The organism is Stenotrophomonas sp. S39, from assembly GCF_016624665.1.
Lineage (GTDB): Bacteria > Pseudomonadota > Gammaproteobacteria > Xanthomonadales > Xanthomonadaceae > Stenotrophomonas.
This window is the reverse complement of the sequence record NZ_JACVTT010000049.1, coordinates 17,423-33,524: the sequence shown is the minus strand read 5'-3', so window position 1 is coordinate 33,524 and position 16,102 is coordinate 17,423. Positions and strand designations below refer to the sequence as shown.

The window sequence follows — 16,102 nt, the reverse complement described above, 5'->3', positions numbered from 1 at the left end:
CCCCCCCCCCCCCCCCCCCCCCCCCCCCCCCCCCCCCCGCCAACCCACGGATATCCAGCTCTTGCCGTTGCTCCTGCTGTTGCCGACCAACGGTCGGCACCCACCAACAACAGCGCAGCCCTGCCAACACCCCCACCCTCACCTCACTGAATCGAAAACCGGTTTCGGCACGCCGCTTGCAACTGCTCCAGCGAACACCCCCATCCCTGTTTCTGGAACCGTTGCAGATGTCCCACTCCGTCACTTCGATCCTCTCCCAGATCCGCTCCTATCAGACCCAGATGGGACAGCCGGCGGCGCTCAATCCGCTGGCCGAAGCGCCGCGTAGCAATGCCCTGCCGGGCACGGTGCTGGATGCACCGCAGGTCCAGCCCGCCAGCTTCACCGAGACCCTGCGCGGCGCCATCGCCGGCGTCAACGACGCGCAGCAGAAGTCCGGCGCCCTGGCCAAGGCCTTCGAACTGGGCGAACCCGGCGCCGACCTGGCCAAGGTGATGGTCGCCTCGCAGCAGTCCCAGATCGCCTTCCGCGCCACCGTGGAAGTCCGCAACCGTCTCGTCCAGGCTTACCAGGACGTGATGAACATGCCGCTGTAAGGAACATTGACGCATGGCACTGACGCTCTCCAAGGAAACCCTGAACGCCGAAAAGGCCGGGCAGTGGTTCGACCGCCTGCAGAGTCTGCAGATCACCCGCCGCCTGGGCCTGATGGCGATGATCGCGGTGGCGGTGGCGGCAGGCCTGTTCGTGTTCTTCTGGTCGCAGAAGCCCGGCATGGTCCCGCTGTACACCGGCCTGGACCAGAAGGCCACCGCAGAAGCGACCGACCTGCTGCGCGCGGCACAGATTCCGTTCGAGCTGGACCCGGCCACCGGTGGCATCACCGTGCCGGAAAAGAACCTGCACGATGCCCGCCTGAAGCTGGCCGGCTCCGGCCTGACCGACAGCGGCAAGCTCGGCTTCGAGCTGATGGAACGTGATCCCGGCTTCGGCGTCAGCCAGTTCGTCGAAAGCGCGCGCTACCAGCACGCGCTGGAAACCGAGCTGTCGCGCACCATCAACACGCTGCGCCCGGTGCGCGATTCGCGCGTGCACCTGGCCATTCCCAAGCCCAGCGCCTTCACCCGCCAGCGTGACGTGGCCAGTGCCTCGGTCACCCTGGAACTGCGCGGCGGCCAGCAGCTGGAACGCAGCCAGGTCGACGCCATCGTCCACATGGTGGCCGCCAGCATTCCCGACCTGGCCCCGGAACGGGTGACCATCGTCGACCAGAGCGGGCGCATGCTCAGCGTCAGCGACCCCAACAGCGAAGCGGCCGTCAACGCCGCCCAGTTCGAGCAGGTGCGCCGCCAGGAAACCTCGTTCAACCAGCGCATCCGCGAACTGCTGGAACCGATGACCGGCCCCGGCCGCGTCAACCCGGAAGTGAGCGTGGACATGGATTTCTCGGTGACCGAGGAAGCCCGCGAACTCTACAACGGTGAACCGCAGAAGCTGCGCAGCGAGCAGATGAGCGAGAACACCACCAGCACCCCGGGCCCGCAGGGCGTGCCGGGCGCGACCAGCAACAGCCCGCCGGGCCAGCAGGCCGCACCGCCCACCGCGCAGGCGCCGACCGAAAGCAGCAAGAACGCAACCCGCAACTACGAGCTGGACCGCACCCTGCAGCACACCCGCCAGCCGGCCGGCCGCATCAAGCGCGTCTCGGTGGCGGTCCTGGTGGACAACGTGCCGCGTGCCGGTGCCAACGGCAAGGTCACCCCGCAGCCGCTGGCCGCTGCCGAGCTGACCCGCGTCGAAGCGCTGGTGAAGCAGGCGGTGGGCTTCAACGCCGAACGTGGCGACACCGTGTCGGTGATGAACGCGCCGTTCGTGCGCGACACCACCCCGGTCGAAGGCCCGGCCTGGTGGGAACTGCCGTGGGTGTTCGATGCCGGCCGCATGCTGCTGGGCGCGGTGGTGGTGCTGGCCCTGCTGTTCGGCGTGCTGCGCCCTGCCCTGCGCGGCATCACCGGGCAGAACAAGAAGGACGAGAACACCGAGCTGGAACCGCACACCGCGGACGTACAGCTGGTGGATGACGATGGCACCCCGTTGCCCGCGCTGGGCGCTGACCGCGTCAGCCTGGCCGGGGCGGACCCACTGGCCCTGCCGGTGGATTCTTATGAGGAACGACTGCGGATGGCCCGTGAAGCCGTGAAGACCGACTCCAAGCGCGTGGCCCAGGTGGTCAAGGGCTGGGTGGCCAATGACTGACGTACAACTGACGGGCGTGCAGCGCGCTGCCGTGCTGCTGCTGTCGCTGGGTGAACTGGACGCGGCCGAAGTGCTGCGCCACATGGAACCCAAGGAAGTGCAGAAGATCGGCATCGCCATGGCGACCATGACCGACATCACCCGCGACCAGGTGGGCCGGGTGATGGACCAGTTCAACCAGGAACTGGGCTCGAAGACCTCGCTGGGCGTGGGCTCGGACGACTACATCCGCAACATGCTGATCCAGGCGCTGGGCAGCGAGAAGGCCAGCGGCCTGATCGACCGCATCCTGCTGGGCCGCAACACCACCGGCCTGGACGCGCTGAAGTGGATGGACCCGCGTGCGGTGGCCGACCTGGTGCGCAACGAGCACCCGCAGATCATCGCCATCGTGATGGCCCACCTGGAAACCGACCAAGCCGCCGATGCGCTGAAGCTGCTGCCCGACCGCACCCGCGTCGACGTGCTGCTGCGCATCGCCACCCTGGACGGCATTCCGCCGAACGCGCTGAACGAACTCAACGAGATCATGGAGCGCCAGTTTGCCGGCAACCAGAACCTGAAGTCGTCCAACATCGGCGGCGTGCAGTGCGCGGCCAACATCCTCAACTTCATGGAAAGCGGCCAGGACCAGGCGATCCTGGGCGAGATCGCGCGCATCGATGCGCCGCTCAGTGGCCGCATCCAGGACCTGATGTTCGTGTTCGACGACCTGGTGGACCTGGACGACCGCGAGATGCAGCTGGTGCTGCGCGAAGTCAGCGGCGAGCGCCTGGGCCTGGCCCTGCGCGGCGCCGACATCAAGGTGCGCGACAAGATCACCCGCAACATGTCCCAGCGTGCGGCTGAAATCCTGCTGGAAGACATGGAAGCCCGTGGCCCGGTGCGCCTGTCCGACGTGGAAGGCGCGCAGCGCGAGATCCTGGCCATCGTCAAGCGCATGGCCGATGAGGGCACCGTCACCATCGGTGGCAGCGCGGAGGCCATGCTGTGAGCAACGTCGTGCGCTGGCTTGCCCCCGACCTGCTGGCCCAGCCGCAAGCGCAGCTGGAGCAGGAGGACATCTTCGAGCTCACCGAGCCGGACCCCGAGCACGAGCCGGAACCGGTCCTGCAGCTGCCGACCCTGGAGGAAATCCAGGCGATCCAGGACAGTGCCGAGAAGGAAGGTTTCCAGCACGGCCACGCCGAGGGCTATGGCCAGGGCCAGGCCGAAGTGCGCCGCCTGGTCGCGCAGATGGAAGGCATCCTCGACAACTTCAGCCGGCCCCTGGTGCGGCTGGAGAACGAAGTGGTCGGCGCCCTGGGCGAACTGGCGGTGCGCATCGCCGGTGCGCTGGTCGGCCGCGCCTACGAAGCGGACCCGGCGCTGCTGGTGCAGCTGGTAGGCGAAGCGGTGGACGCGGTGGGCGGCAGCACGCGTGAAGTGGAAGTGCGCCTGCACCCGGATGACATCGCCGCGCTTGCGCCGCTGATGACCCTGACGCCGACCCAGCGCCTGGTGCCCGATACCAGCTTGAGCCGTGGCGACCTGCGCGTGCACGCCGAAGCAGTGCGCATCGACGGCACGCTGGAAGCGCGCCTGCGCGGCGCGCTGGACGCGGTGATCCGCCAGACCGGAGCCACCCCATGACCCCCGAAACGAACCTGCCCCCGCCGCCGGCCGACTGGGCCGTGGCCCGCAACCTGCGCCTGGCCCGCCGCCTGGATGGCCTGCGCGTGGATACCGCGCATGGCCGCGGCCTGATCCGCGAGGGCGTGCTGCGCCGCGCGGTGGGCCTGACCCTGGAAGCCGTGGGCTGCGAGGCGCCGCTGGGTGCCAGCTGCAAGGTGGAAGTAGTCGACGGTGGCTGGGTCGATGCCGAAGTGGTCGGTTTTGCCGGCGAGCGCACCTACCTGATGCCCAGCGCCGAACTGCACGGCCTGCTGCCCAACGCACGCGTCGTACCCTCGGCGCGCCGTGGCGGCGTGGAAGTGGGCGAAGGCCTGCTGGGCCGCGTGATCGACAGCGACGGCGTGCCGCTGGACGGCAAGGGCCCGATCCGCGCAGAAGGCCACGTCGGCATGGCCGGCGTTTCGATCAACCCGCTCGCGCGCGAGCCGATCACCCAGCCGCTGGACGTGGGCGTGCGCGCCATCAATGCCCTGCTGCCGATCGGTCGCGGGCAGCGCGTGGGCCTGTTCGCAGGTTCCGGCGTCGGCAAGTCGACGCTGCTGGGCATGATGACCCGCTACACCGCCGCCGACGTCATCGTGGTCGGCCTGATTGGTGAACGTGGCCGCGAAGTCCGCGATTTCGTCGAAACCACGCTGGGCGAGGAAGGCCTGCGCCGCGCCGTGGTGGTGGCCAGCCCGGCCGACCGGCCGCCGCTGGCACGCCTGCACGGCGCCTACCGTGCCACCGCCATCGCCGAGTGGTTCCGCGACCAGGGCCTGAACGTGCTGCTGCTGATGGATTCGCTGACCCGTTTCGCCCAGGCCCAGCGCGAGATCGGCCTGTCGGTGGGCGAGCCGCCGACTACCCGCGGCTACCCGCCCTCGGTGTTCGCCAAGCTGCCGGCGCTGGTGGAACGCGCCGGTAATGGTGCCAAGGGCCGTGGCTCGATCACCGCCTTCTATACCGTGCTGACCGAAGGCGATGACCCGCAGGATCCGATCGCCGACGCGGCGCGCGCCATCCTCGACGGCCACATCCTGCTGTCGCGGCGGGTGGCTGACAGCGGCCTGTACCCGGCCATCGACGTCGAATCGTCGGTCAGCCGCGTGGTCACGGAAATCGCCGACGAACCGTGGCGCCTGCGCATCCGCAAGCTGAAGCGCCTGGTCTCGGCCTACTCGTCCAACCGCGACCTGATCGCGATCGGTGCCTACCAGCGCGGCAACGACGCCGCCACCGACGAAGCCCTGGAACGCTGGCCGGAAATCGTGGAGTTCCTCGGCCAGGACGTGGCCAAGGCCGCCGATCTTCCGCACAGCCAGGCGGCGCTGCAGCGCCTGGTGGATTAAGAGAGCCGAACCATGAAACAGTCCAAGCGCATCGATCCCCTGCTGAAGCGGGCCCAGGAACACGAAGACGCCGTGGCCCGCGACCTGGCCGAGCGCCAGCGCGTGCTCGACACCCACCTGTCGCGCCTGGACGAGCTTCGCCGTTATGCGGAGGAGTACGCGAACGCGCAGATGGCCGCGACCAGTCCCGCGCAGCTGCTGAACCGGCGCGCGTTCCTCGACCGCCTCGACAGCGCCGTGGAGCAGCAGCAGGCCACGGTGAACGGCAACCGCGAAAAGGTGGAAGCCGAACGCGCACGCCTGATCCTGGCCAGCCGTGACAAGGCCGTGCTGGAACAGCTGGCCGCCAGCTACCGTGCCCAGGAAAAGGTGGTAACCGACCGCCGCGACCAGCGCGAGATGGATGACATCGGTGCCCGTCGTGCGCGCCTGGCGCAGACGGCGGAACCGGACGGCGGCGACCAGGGAGACCGCGCGTGATGCCCTCCGCGCTTTCCAGCAGCACCGGCACCGGCAGCACCGCCAGCACCGCCAGCACCGCTTCCAGCAGCGCGCGCAGCACCGGCAGCGGAAAGGAATTCGGGCAGATGCTGCAGGGCTCGCCCGAAACCGCCGCGAAGGCACCGCCGGCCAACAAGACCCAGCCAGGCAAAGCGGGCGCGCCGTCCCATGGCGCGCCTGCCAACCCGGACGGCAGCGCAGACAAGCCGTCCAGCACCGCCACCGACAGTGACGCCACGCCGACTGAAGCGGCGTCGGCCTCCTCGCCCCCCACGTCACCCGCTGCGGACGACAAGGACACGGCGAGCGAGGGCGACGATGCGCCGTGGCCGCCGCTCGGCCTGGCCGGTCTGGTGCTGGCAGTTCCGGTGCCCACCGACGGGGCTGCCCCCACGCCCGCGGCCAGCGCCAATGGCGTTGATGCAGGCCTGCCCGCAGCCGCCCCGACGCTGCCGGCTGCTGCACCGTTGGCGGCCGGCGCGCCCGCATCCTCAGCAGTGACCGCTGCAACGGCGGACATCGACGGCGAGATCACCACCCAGCAACTGCCGGACATGATCCTGGGCCAGCAGGCGCTGGACGCTGCTGACGACGCCGACAGCCTGCTGATCGGCGATCGCACGCCGCCCGCCCCGCTGCAGGCCCCGCTGCCTGCCGCCCTGCAGGACCTGAAAGCAGCGCTGGCCAGCACTGCAGCGTTCAACGGCGAACCGACGCCGACCCCGACCCTGGGTGACGACGGCTTCGACCAGGCCATCGGCGCGCGCCTCGGCTGGCTGGCGGACCAGAAGATCGGCCACGCCCATATCCGCCTGAACCCGGAGGACCTGGGCCCGGTGGACGTCCGCCTGCAGATGAACGGCGACAAGGTCCACGCCAGTTTCAGCAGCCCGCACGTGGACGTGCGCCAGGCCCTGGAAAGCAGCCTGCCACGCCTGCGCGAACTGCTGGGCGAACAGGGCTTCCAGCTCGCCCATGCCGACGTCGGCCACCAGAACAGTGGCGACGGCAGTCCGTCGTCGTCGCCGGGCGGCGGCACGGGCCTGGGCGGCGGCGACGGAGAACCGTCGCGGGGCGAGGCCACGATGTCGGCTGCACAGCTGATCCGCCAGCGCGGCCTGCTGGACGCCTACGCCTGACGACAGCGCCGGGCCTGCCCCGGCGTGCCGACGGAATTCCGTCGCCCCCTGCCCGTCGCGTTGCGGCACGCCCCTTGCATATCCCGGTGAAGCAACCCTCAGGAGCTTCACCTCGTGGCCGCAGCCGCTGACAAAACCAAGAAGACCGCCGACAAGGACAAGACCGCCAAGCCGCGTAGTCCGCTGTTGATCACCGCCCTGGTGGCCGTGCTGGCCGCAGGTGCCGCCGGCGGCAGCGTCTGGTTCTTCACCCAGTCCAAGCACGAAGACAAGACCGCCGAAGCCCCGAAGAAGGGCGCGACCCCGGCCCCGGCCCAGTACTTCGCGCTGGATCCGGCCTTCGTGGTCAACCTCAACGGCTCGATGGACGGCCCGCGCTACCTGCAGGTGGAAGTGCAGCTGATGACCCGCGATCCGGCCGCGCTGGAAGCGATCAAGACGCACGCCCCGGCCATCCGCGCACGCCTGCTGATGCTGTTCTCGCAGGTCACCTCCGACCAGATCGCCGATATCGCCGGCAAGCAGAAGCTGCAGGCCAATGCGCTGGCCGAAGTGCAGAAGGTGCTCAAGGCCGAGACCGGCAACAACGGTGCCGACGATCTGCTGTTCACCAGCTTCGTGACCCAGTAAGGGCTGCCCCCGATGAATGACCTGCTGTCCCAGGATGAGATCGATGCCCTGCTCCATGGCGTGGACAGTGGCGCGGTCGAAACCGAGCCGGAGGCGCCCAGTGGCGAAGCCCGTTCGTACGATTTCGCCAGCCAGGACCGCATCATCCGCGGTCGCATGCCGACCCTGGAAATGGTCCACGAGCGTTTCGCGCGCCTGTGGCGGATCGGCCTGTTCAACCTGATCCGCCGCTCGGCCGAACTCTCGGTGCGCGGCATCGAGCTGATCAAGTTCAACGACTACATGCACTCGCTGTATGTGCCGACCAACCTGAACCTGATCCGCTTCAAGCCGCTGCGTGGCACCGGCCTGATCGTGTTCGAGCCGACCCTGGTGTTCGCCATCGTCGACAACTTCTTCGGCGGTGACGGGCGCTACCCCACCCGCATCGAAGGCCGCGAATTCACCGCCACCGAAATGCGGGTGATCCAGCTGCTTCTGAAGCAGACCTTCGCCGACCTGCGCGAGGCGTGGGCGCCGGTGATGGAGGTGGATTTCGAATACATCAATTCGGAAATCAACCCGCACTTCGCCAACATCGTGACGCCGCGCGAGTACGTGGTGGTGTGCCGCCTGCACGTCGAACTCGATGGCGGTGGCGGCGACATCCACGTCACCCTGCCGTACTCGATGCTCGAGCCGATCCGCGAACTGCTCGACGCCGGCATCCAGAGCGACCGCAACGACCGCGACGCCAGCTGGGGCGTGATGCTGCGCGAGCAGCTCAACATCGCCGAAGTGACCCTGTCCAGCGTGCTGGCCAGCAAGCGCATGACCCTGCGCGACCTGACCCGGCTGAAGGTGGGCGACATCCTGCCGATCGAGCTGAACCCGCAGGTGCCGCTGTGCGTGGAGAACATCCCCGTGTTCACCGGCGAATTCGGCATCGCCAACGGCATGAACGCCGTGAAGATCACCGCTACCCATCCGCCGGGCACCCGCCCGCGCGTACCCGTCATCCAGGAAGACCCGCAATGAACGATATCGACGCCCTCGAACCGACCCCGGCCCAGTTCAGCAGCCTGCAGGCCGACGAGTCGATCGGTCCGGACCTGAACCTTGACGTGATCCTCGACGTGCCGGTGACCCTGTCGCTGGAAGTCGGCCGCGCCCGCCTGCCGATCCGCAACCTGCTGCAGCTCAACCAGGGCTCGGTGGTGGAACTGGAACGCGGTGCCGGTGAATCGCTGGATGTATTCGTCAACGGCACCCTGATCGCCCATGGCGAAGTGGTGGTGATCAACGACCGCTTCGGCGTGCGCCTGACCGACGTGGTCAGCCCGAGCGAGCGGATCCGGAGACTGCGTTGAGCCTGCTGCTCGCCACTGCCCAGGCCGCTGCGAAGACCACCCCGCAGATCGGCCAGCATGCCGCCGGCGCACCGAGCCTGTTCGGCGCGGTGCTGGCGCTGCTGGCCGTGCTGGCGCTGGTGGTCGGCCTCGGCTGGCTGCTCAAGCGCATGCCGGGCAGCGGCTTCCGCCCGCCGGAAGGCATGAAGCTGGTGGCCACACTGACCGTGGGCGCCAAGGAACGCGTGGTGGTGGTGGAGGTCAATGGCCAGCAGCTGCTGCTGGGCGTCACCGCCGGCAGCATCAACGCCCTGCACACCCTTTCCGAGCCGCTGCCGCCACCGACCCCGGTGCGCGTGCCGGACCTGAAGAACCTGCCGAATTTCGCCCAGCTGCTGCAACAGCGGCTGCGCAAGGATCCCTGACATGCGTGTCGCCCGTACCCGCCCTGCCACCGCGCTGTCGTGGCTGCTGTTGATCGCCCTGTGCCTGCTGCCTGCGCTCGCGTTTGCAGCGCCCGGCGCGCCGGTTGCACTGCCCGACGTCAACGTCGGCAAGATCGGCGGTGCGCCGGTCAGCCTGCCGTTGCAGACCCTGCTGCTGATGACGGCGATCACCCTGATCCCGTCGATGCTGCTGGTGCTGACCTCGTTCACCCGCATCATCATCGTGCTGGGCCTGCTGCGGCAGGCGCTGGGTACGGGGCAGACGCCGTCCAACCAGGTGCTGATGGGCCTGGCCCTGTTCCTGACCGCGATGATCATGATGCCCACCTGGGACAAGGCGTGGAGCACGGGCATGGCGCCCTACCTCAACGGCGAGATCGACTTCCAGACCGCCTGGACCATGACCACCCAGCCGCTGCGCGGCTTCATGCTGGCGCAGATCCGCGAGACCGACCTGATGACCTTCGCCGGCATCGCCGGGCACGGCACCTACGCCAGCCCCGACGCGATCCCGTTCCCGGTGCTGGTTGCCTCGTTCGTCACCAGTGAACTGAAGACCGCCTTCGAGATCGGCTTCCTGATCTTCATCCCGTTCGTGATCATCGACCTGGTCGTGGCCAGCGTGCTGATGTCGATGGGCATGATGATGCTGTCGCCGATGCTGGTCTCGGCCCCGTTCAAGATCCTGCTGTTCGTACTGGTCGATGGCTGGGTGCTGACCGTAGGAACGCTGGCGGCCAGCTTCAATCCGGCGTGAATCAATCCCGCGTGAATCGAACACGCGCCGCCGGGCATGGCCCGGCGCTACCGATGGAACAACGATGTCTCCCGAACTTGCCCTGACCGAACTGCGTGGCGGCCTGATCACCGTGTTGTGGGTGGCCGGCCCGCTGCTGCTCACCGTGCTGGTGGTGGGCGTGGTGGTGGGCGTGGTCCAGGCCGCGACCCAGTTGAACGAACCGACCATCGCCTTCGTCGCCAAGGCCGCCGCGCTGACGGCGGTGCTGTTCGCGCTGGGCAGCCTGCTGATCGGCCACCTGGTCGAATTCACCACGCTGCTGTTCCAGCGCATTCCACACCTGATCGGCTAGGGCCTGCGCGCTGATGGATGCCGCCACCCAGATGGCTTCCGACGGCCTGCAGGCCTTCGGCATGATCGCCACGGTGCTGTGGACGATGCTGCGCATCGGTGCCGTGGCCATGGCCATGCCCATGATCGGCACCCGCGCGGTGCCCGGACGCGTGCGGGTGATCCTGGCCGGCACCCTGTCCATCGCTCTGGCGCCGCTGCTGCCCCCGGTACCAGACTGGACCGGCTTCGACGCCGCCACGGTGCTGACCATCGCCCGCGAGCTGGCCATCGGCGTGTCCATCGGCTTCATGCTGCGATTGATCTTCGAGGCCGGTGCGCTGGCCGGCGAACTGGTCGCGCAGGGCACCGGCCTGGCCTTCGCGCAGATGAGCGACCCCCTGCGCGGCGGCACCTCGGGCGTCATCGGCCAGTGGTTCTACCTGCTGTTCGGCTTGCTGTTCTTCACCGCCAATGGCCATCTGGCGCTGATTTCGCTGGTGGTGGACAGCTATCGCGCGCTGCCCATCGGCGCGCCCCTGCCCGATCCGAACGCCTTCTTCACCATCGCCCCGACCCTGCTCCTGAACGCGCTGCGCGGCGCCCTCACCCTGGCCATCCCGCTGACGGTGGCGATGCTGGCGGTGAACCTGGCGTTTGGCGTGCTCGCACGCGCCGCGCCTGCGATGAATCCGATCCAGCTGGGCCTGCCGGTGTCGCTGCTGCTGGGCCTGTTCCTGCTGGCCCTGCTGGTGGGTGAAATGGGTCCGCCGGTGCAGCGCCTGTTCGATGCAGCCTTCGAAGCGGCGGGCGCCGTCACACAATGACCCGCATTTGTAGAGCCGAGCGTAGGCTCGGCTCTACCCGTCCCCACTGGTTCGCGGTAGAGTGAATAGGCGGCGACCGGGGGGCGCTGCATCCGGCAGTCCGCGCGGACTGCCTGCCTCATCCATGCCCCAACGTAGTTTTTCCGTCGACAGGAAGGTCCGGGAGAAAGACGAATGCTGGTAGGCACGTACAACCCGTGGCTGGTAGCGGTGTCGCTGCTGGTCGCCGTGATGGCGTCATACACCGCGCTGGCCATGGCCGGCCGCACGGTCACCGCGCCCGGCAAAGGCGCTACCTGGTGGTGGCGGCTGGGGGGTGGTTTCGCCATGGGCCTGGGCATCTGGTCCATGCATTTCATCGGCATGCTCGCCTTCGACCTGCCCATTCCGCTGGGCTACGACCTGCCGATCACCCTGCTTTCTCTGGGCATGTCCATCGCCGCCTCGGTGTTCGCGCTGTGGCTGGTGTCGCTGCGCACGCTGCCACATCCGCGCCTGGCCGGTGGCGCGATACTGATGGGCATCGGCATCGCCGGCATGCATTACGTCGGCATGGCCGCCCTGCGCATGAACCCGGGCATCGACTACGACCCGGCCTGGCTGGCACTGTCGCTGCTGGTGGCCGTGGCTGCCTCGTGGGTGGCGCTGTACGTGGCCTTCCGCCTGCGCGCGCAGCACACCCGCAGCGTCGACCGGCTGGCGGCCGCCGGCCTGCTCGGCCTGGCCATCGTCGGCATGCACTACACCGGCATGGCCGCCGCCCGCTTCCCCGAAGGCAGCGTCTGCGGCGCGGCGGTGGGCGATGGCCTGCAGAACACCTGGCTGGCGATGCTGGTGGTGGTGCTTACCGTGGCCATCCTCGCCGTGGTGCTGGTGGTGTCCTGGATGGACCAGCGGGTGGAGGCACAACTGCTGCGCCTGCGCAATTCGATGCTGAGCACCTCGCTGACCGATGCCCAGCAGGAACTGACCCAGGCCGCACTGCATGATCCGCTCACCCGCCTGCCGAACCGGCTGCTGCTGCAGCGGGGCATCGTGCAGGCGCTGGCCGAGGCCGAACAGGGCGGCAGCCGGTTCGCGGTGATGTTCATGGACCTCGATGGCTTCAAGCAGGTCAACGATGCCTATGGCCACCAGGCCGGCGATGCGCTGCTGGTGGCCGTGGCCGAACGCACCCGCCAGCTGCTGCGGCCCAACGACCTGCTGGCCCGGCTGGGCGGCGATGAATTCGTGCTGGTGGTCCGCATCGAGCACGACGAGGACCTGCCCACCCTGGCCCGGCGCATCCTGCAGGCGGTGGGCAGCGCCCCGCTCCTGCCCGACAGCGAGCTGCAGGTGACCGCCAGCATCGGCGTGGCGATCTGCCCCGACCATGCCGCCAGCGAGCGGCAGCTGATGGCCTTTGCCGATGCGGCGATGTACCAGGCCAAGGAATCGGGCCGCAACGCCTTCGTGATGTTTGCCGATTGGATGAACGACAGCGCCGAGCAGCAGTTCCGCCTGCTGGCCGACCTGCGCCGGGCGATCAGCAGCGACCAGCTGTTCCTGCACTACCAGCCGAAGATCCAGGTGGCCACGCAGAGGGTGGCCGGCGCCGAAGCGCTGATCCGCTGGCGCCATCCGGAGCACGGCCTCATCCCGCCGGACCGCTTCATCCGCCTGGCCGAGCGCAGCGGCGCCATCAACGAGATCGGACGCTGGGCACTGGACCAGGCCTGCGCGCAGCTGCGCCGCTGGCACGACGCCGGCCACGACGGCTGGTCGATGTCGGTCAACCTGTCGCCGGTGCAGTTCGGCTCGCCGCACCTGCTGCAAGATGTTACCGAAGTGCTCGAGCGCCATCGCATCACGCCGCGCCAGCTGGTGCTGGAGATCACCGAAAGCGCGGTGATGCGCGATACCGATACCAGCCTGCGCCTGCTGCAGGCGCTGTCGGCACTGGGCGTGGGCATCTCCATCGATGATTTCGGCACCGGTTATTCAAGCCTGCTGTACCTGAAGCGGCTGCCGGCCACCGAGATCAAGATCGACCACGCTTTCGTGCGCGACCTGGAACACAGCGCCGAGGACGTGGTGATCGTGTCGGCCATCGTGGCGCTGGGCCACGCGCTGGACATGGACATCGTGGCCGAAGGGGTGGAAACCGCTGCCCAGCGTGCCTACCTGGAGCGGCTGGGCTGCGACTACCTGCAGGGCTTCCTGCTGGGCCGGCCGGTGGATGCGGCGCGCTTCATGCAGCTGCACGACCTGCCGCGGCCGCGCATCGAGCTGGCACCGAGCCCGCCCCCACCCGGCCCGGCCTGACGCCGGGCAGGTGTTGACCCATCCCGGCAATTGCCGCCCTGTTCCGGCTGGCAATTGCCTGACGCGCGCAATACGCTTCACAGGAACAACGGCGATCCGGGAAGCAGAATGTCAGGGAAGAGTCAGTTCGAGAGGCCGCGATGGGTCCGTGACGTGGTCCGCTTCCTCCCTCTCAAGAGCCAGTTTGTGCTCTTCGGCAACGTGCGCGACCTGCAGGCTGCCGAGTTGCAGCCAGGCCTGGTAACTGCACAGAGCTTCAACCAGCATCTGTGCACGACCCTGATCGACGAGGGCTTCAGCCAGGTCCTCAGTTGGGATCCGCTTTCCGGCTTCCGGGTGCTGGGCCGTCCGGGGTCCGAGCCGGCCGATGACGACACGCTGCTGCGCGACCTCGGCCTGACCCCGGCCAACGGCGCCGCCCCGGCGGGTATCGACCTGCTCTCAGCCACCCTGCAGCGCCTGGTCAACCGCGGCGGCGATCCGATCGCGCTGATTGTGGACTTTGCCTCACGCCTGACTGTCCGCAGCGACAGCCTCAGTGCGGCCGAGCATCAGTTGTTCACCCACGCGTTGGTGCTCGCACACCAGGCGCGCAGCCGTCCCGCCACCGCCGCACGCAGGCCTTTCTTCAACAGCGTGCTGTGGGTGGTCGAAAAGGAAGGCGATTTGCCTGACTGGCTGGTGGTGGGCAACCCGCGGCTGCACCCGGTCCCCGTCAGCAAGCCCGACCAGCGCAACCGCCGTGCGCTGGCGCCTGCGCTGCTGAAGGGCCTGCAGGGTGCTGCCACTGCGGCGCCAGAAGTGCTTGAGAAATCCGTCGATGCGTTTGTCACGGAAACCGAAGGGCTGCTGCTGCTGGACCTGACGGCGATCGCGCAGTTGGCCCGCGTGGAAGGCGTCGGTGTGGAGCAGATCAGCGACGCCGTGCGCCGATACAAGATCGGCGTCACGGAAGACCCTTGGCTTCGCATCGACCGCCCGCGCATCCGTGCAGCGCAGGGCTATGTACAACAGCGGGTGAAGGGCCAGGACCACGCAGTCACCCATATGCTGGACATCGTCAAGCGCGCGATGACCGGTGTCGGCGTTCGGCGAAAAGGCAACCGGCCCCGCGGCGTGGCCTTCCTGGCGGGTCCGACCGGTGTCGGCAAGACCGAGCTGGCGAAAACCGTCACCAGCCTGCTGTTCGGGGATGAAGGGGCCTACATCCGCTTCGACATGTCCGAGTTCAGTGCCGAGCATGCCGACCAGCGGCTGACAGGTGCCCCGCCCGGCTATGTGGGCTACGACGTCGGCGGCGAACTGACCAACGCGATCCGCGAGAAACCCTTCAGCGTCGTACTGTTTGACGAAATCGAGAAGGCTCACCCGCGCATTCTCGACAAATTCCTGCAGATACTCGATGACGGCGTGCTCACCTCCGGCCGCGGTGATCGGGTGTACTTTTCCGAGGCGCTGATCGTGTTCACCTCCAACCTTGGCATCTACCGCCAGGGCGAACACGGCGAGCGCGTGGCCAACGTGCTGCCTGGCGAAGCATTTGAACAGGTGCAGGAAAAAGTCCATGCCGAAATAGACCGCCACTTCAAGCTGGTGTTGAACCGGCCCGAGATCCTGAACCGCATCGGTGAGAACATCATTGTTTTCGACTTCATCCGCGATGACGTCGCCGTGCAGATTTTCGAGCAGATGGTGGACGCCACCCTGCAGGACCTGCACGCCCAGCAGTTGACGGTGACCCTGGCCGCTGAGGCGCGCCACACGTTGCAGGCACAATGCCTGCAGGACCTTTCCAACGGCGGCCGGGGCATCCGCAACCAGCTTGAAGCGCGCCTGCTCAATCCGCTGGCACGCAGCCTGTTCGATCAGGATGCGCAGCCCGGCGAGCACTTCATCATCACCGCCGTGCAACCTGGCGGACTGGCGATAGAACGGGCCTGAGCATGCAGGTCAGTCTGTCGCGGGTGCATTTCCCCGTCACCACGCTGGGGCCTGGCCGCAGGCTTGGCATCTGGTTCCAAGGCTGCAGCATCCGCTGCCCCGGCTGCATCTCCGCCGATACCTGGGGGCCTGGCCATCGTCGCATCGCCGTTGACGTGCTGCTTGAACAGCTTGCCCCCTGGTGGCGGCAGGCTGACGGGGCAACGATTTCCGGGGGCGAGCCCTTTGACCAGCTGGATGCACTTCTGGCCCTGTTGCGAGGCCTGCGGTCGCGCGGCCCAGGGGACATCCTTGTCTACAGCGGCCATGCGCTGGAGGCATTGCAGGCCCCGTTGCGCCGCGCCGAAGGCCTGATCGACGGCCTGATGAGCGATCCCTACCTGGCGACTGCCGGGCAGACCCGGGCGCTGCGCGGAAGTGACAACCAGCGACTGAGCCTGCTCACCGGCCTCGGCCGCGACCGGCTGGCAGGGCTCGACCGCCCGCATGCCCCGTCCGACAAGGTGCTGGACATCATGTTTGACGAAGACGGCAGCCTGTGGATGGCCGGTATCCCCCGACACAACGACCTGCTGCGCCTGCGCGAAATGCTGCGCGCGCAAGGTCATCACCTACAGACCAGCGCGCACGCCCCCCGCGGCGAAGGCGTGGAGTAA

The 16,102-nt window shown here is 68.1% G+C and carries 17 protein-coding genes; all 17 read left to right on the top strand.

What is annotated here, in order from left to right; genetic code table 11:
* Nucleotides 1–227: 227 nt before the first annotated feature.
* The 17 genes from fliE to IAE41_RS13535 all read left to right on the top strand — a co-directional run bounded on the left by fliE (nucleotide 228) and on the right by IAE41_RS13535 (nucleotide 16,102).
* Complete coding sequence (gene fliE / locus IAE41_RS13615) at nucleotides 228–596, top strand: flagellar hook-basal body complex protein FliE (RefSeq protein WP_108746650.1); 369 nt, start codon at nucleotides 228–230, stop codon at nucleotides 594–596.
* A gap of 13 nt (nucleotides 597–609) precedes the next feature.
* Entirely contained in the window at nucleotides 610–2,256 is a 1,647-nt protein-coding gene (fliF, locus tag IAE41_RS13610) for a flagellar basal-body MS-ring/collar protein FliF (RefSeq protein WP_079221822.1), read from the top strand.
* A gap of 7 nt (nucleotides 2,257–2,263) precedes the next feature.
* Complete coding sequence (gene fliG, locus IAE41_RS13605; RefSeq protein ID WP_079225218.1) at nucleotides 2,264–3,250, top strand: flagellar motor switch protein FliG; 987 nt, start codon at nucleotides 2,264–2,266, stop codon at nucleotides 3,248–3,250.
* Nucleotides 3,251–3,279: 29 nt separating this feature from the next.
* Entirely contained in the window at nucleotides 3,280–3,888 is a 609-nt protein-coding gene (locus tag IAE41_RS13600; protein ID WP_200733480.1) for a FliH/SctL family protein, read from the top strand.
* Complete coding sequence (locus IAE41_RS13595; RefSeq protein WP_200733475.1) at nucleotides 3,885–5,261, top strand: FliI/YscN family ATPase; 1,377 nt, start codon at nucleotides 3,885–3,887, stop codon at nucleotides 5,259–5,261. The genes IAE41_RS13600 and IAE41_RS13595 overlap by 4 nt, the downstream gene beginning before the upstream one ends.
* A 12-nt stretch (nucleotides 5,262–5,273) precedes the next feature.
* Nucleotides 5,274–5,741: a flagellar export protein FliJ gene (fliJ, locus tag IAE41_RS13590; protein WP_108759995.1), complete on the top strand. Its 468-nt coding sequence runs from the start codon at nucleotides 5,274–5,276 to the stop codon at nucleotides 5,739–5,741.
* Nucleotides 5,741–6,901 (top strand): flagellar hook-length control protein FliK, encoded by a 1,161-nt coding sequence (locus IAE41_RS13585; protein ID WP_200733474.1) that lies wholly within the window; start codon nucleotides 5,741–5,743, stop codon nucleotides 6,899–6,901. Before fliJ ends, IAE41_RS13585 begins: the two co-directional genes overlap by 1 nt.
* Before the next feature lie 114 nt (nucleotides 6,902–7,015).
* On the top strand, nucleotides 7,016–7,531 hold the full coding sequence (locus IAE41_RS13580; protein WP_108746645.1) for a flagellar basal body-associated FliL family protein: 516 nt from the start codon (nucleotides 7,016–7,018) through the stop codon (nucleotides 7,529–7,531).
* Between the two features lie 12 nt (nucleotides 7,532–7,543).
* Nucleotides 7,544–8,548 carry a flagellar motor switch protein FliM gene (fliM, locus tag IAE41_RS13575; RefSeq protein WP_079221816.1) on the top strand — a complete coding sequence of 335 codons (1,005 nt, stop codon included), beginning with the start codon at nucleotides 7,544–7,546 and terminating at the stop codon, nucleotides 8,546–8,548.
* Nucleotides 8,545–8,880 (top strand): flagellar motor switch protein FliN, encoded by a 336-nt coding sequence (gene fliN / locus IAE41_RS13570; RefSeq protein ID WP_079221815.1) that lies wholly within the window; start codon nucleotides 8,545–8,547, stop codon nucleotides 8,878–8,880. Before fliM ends, fliN begins: the two co-directional genes overlap by 4 nt.
* The gene (gene fliO, locus IAE41_RS13565) at nucleotides 8,877–9,284 is read left to right on the top strand and encodes a flagellar biosynthetic protein FliO (protein ID WP_079221814.1); all 408 of its coding nucleotides are present in this window, start codon (nucleotides 8,877–8,879) and stop codon (nucleotides 9,282–9,284) included. Before fliN ends, fliO begins: the two co-directional genes overlap by 4 nt.
* Nucleotide 9,285: 1 nt before the next feature.
* On the top strand, nucleotides 9,286–10,062 hold the full coding sequence (gene fliP, locus IAE41_RS13560) for a flagellar type III secretion system pore protein FliP (protein WP_079221813.1): 777 nt from the start codon (nucleotides 9,286–9,288) through the stop codon (nucleotides 10,060–10,062).
* 64 nt (nucleotides 10,063–10,126) lie between these two features.
* A complete protein-coding gene (locus IAE41_RS13555) occupies nucleotides 10,127–10,396 on the top strand; it encodes a flagellar biosynthetic protein FliQ (RefSeq protein WP_005413254.1) in 270 nt (89 codons plus the stop codon).
* Between the two features lie 13 nt (nucleotides 10,397–10,409).
* Nucleotides 10,410–11,201: a flagellar biosynthetic protein FliR gene (gene fliR / locus IAE41_RS13550; protein ID WP_200733473.1), complete on the top strand. Its 792-nt coding sequence runs from the start codon at nucleotides 10,410–10,412 to the stop codon at nucleotides 11,199–11,201.
* A 174-nt stretch (nucleotides 11,202–11,375) separates the two neighbouring features.
* On the top strand, nucleotides 11,376–13,505 hold the full coding sequence (locus IAE41_RS13545) for a bifunctional diguanylate cyclase/phosphodiesterase (RefSeq protein WP_200733472.1): 2,130 nt from the start codon (nucleotides 11,376–11,378) through the stop codon (nucleotides 13,503–13,505).
* A 153-nt stretch (nucleotides 13,506–13,658) separates the two neighbouring features.
* On the top strand, nucleotides 13,659–15,446 hold the full coding sequence (locus IAE41_RS13540) for an AAA family ATPase (RefSeq protein WP_325167002.1): 1,788 nt from the start codon (nucleotides 13,659–13,661) through the stop codon (nucleotides 15,444–15,446).
* 2 nt (nucleotides 15,447–15,448) lie between these two features.
* Nucleotides 15,449–16,102 carry a 4Fe-4S cluster-binding domain-containing protein gene (locus tag IAE41_RS13535; RefSeq protein ID WP_234458549.1) on the top strand — a complete coding sequence of 218 codons (654 nt, stop codon included), beginning with the start codon at nucleotides 15,449–15,451 and terminating at the stop codon, nucleotides 16,100–16,102.

What these genes read in the sequence shown, in the direction of transcription:
- fliE (WP_108746650.1), top strand. Translation starts at nt 228, where the DNA reads ATGTCCCACTCCGTCACTTCGATCCTCTCCCAGATCCGCTCCTATCAG.
- fliF (WP_079221822.1), top strand. Translation starts at nt 610, where the DNA reads ATGGCACTGACGCTCTCCAAGGAAACCCTGAACGCCGAAAAGGCCGGG.
- IAE41_RS13595 (WP_200733475.1), top strand. Translation starts at nt 3,885, where the DNA reads ATGACCCCCGAAACGAACCTGCCCCCGCCGCCGGCCGACTGGGCCGTG.
- fliJ (WP_108759995.1), top strand. Translation starts at nt 5,274, where the DNA reads ATGAAACAGTCCAAGCGCATCGATCCCCTGCTGAAGCGGGCCCAGGAA.
- IAE41_RS13585 (WP_200733474.1), top strand. Translation starts at nt 5,741, where the DNA reads ATGCCCTCCGCGCTTTCCAGCAGCACCGGCACCGGCAGCACCGCCAGC.
- fliM (WP_079221816.1), top strand. Translation starts at nt 7,544, where the DNA reads ATGAATGACCTGCTGTCCCAGGATGAGATCGATGCCCTGCTCCATGGC.
- fliN (WP_079221815.1), top strand. Translation starts at nt 8,545, where the DNA reads ATGAACGATATCGACGCCCTCGAACCGACCCCGGCCCAGTTCAGCAGC.
- fliP (WP_079221813.1), top strand. Translation starts at nt 9,286, where the DNA reads ATGCGTGTCGCCCGTACCCGCCCTGCCACCGCGCTGTCGTGGCTGCTG.
- IAE41_RS13555 (WP_005413254.1), top strand. Translation starts at nt 10,127, where the DNA reads ATGTCTCCCGAACTTGCCCTGACCGAACTGCGTGGCGGCCTGATCACC.
- fliR (WP_200733473.1), top strand. Translation starts at nt 10,410, where the DNA reads ATGGATGCCGCCACCCAGATGGCTTCCGACGGCCTGCAGGCCTTCGGC.
- IAE41_RS13545 (WP_200733472.1), top strand. Translation starts at nt 11,376, where the DNA reads ATGCTGGTAGGCACGTACAACCCGTGGCTGGTAGCGGTGTCGCTGCTG.
- IAE41_RS13535 (WP_234458549.1), top strand. Translation starts at nt 15,449, where the DNA reads ATGCAGGTCAGTCTGTCGCGGGTGCATTTCCCCGTCACCACGCTGGGG.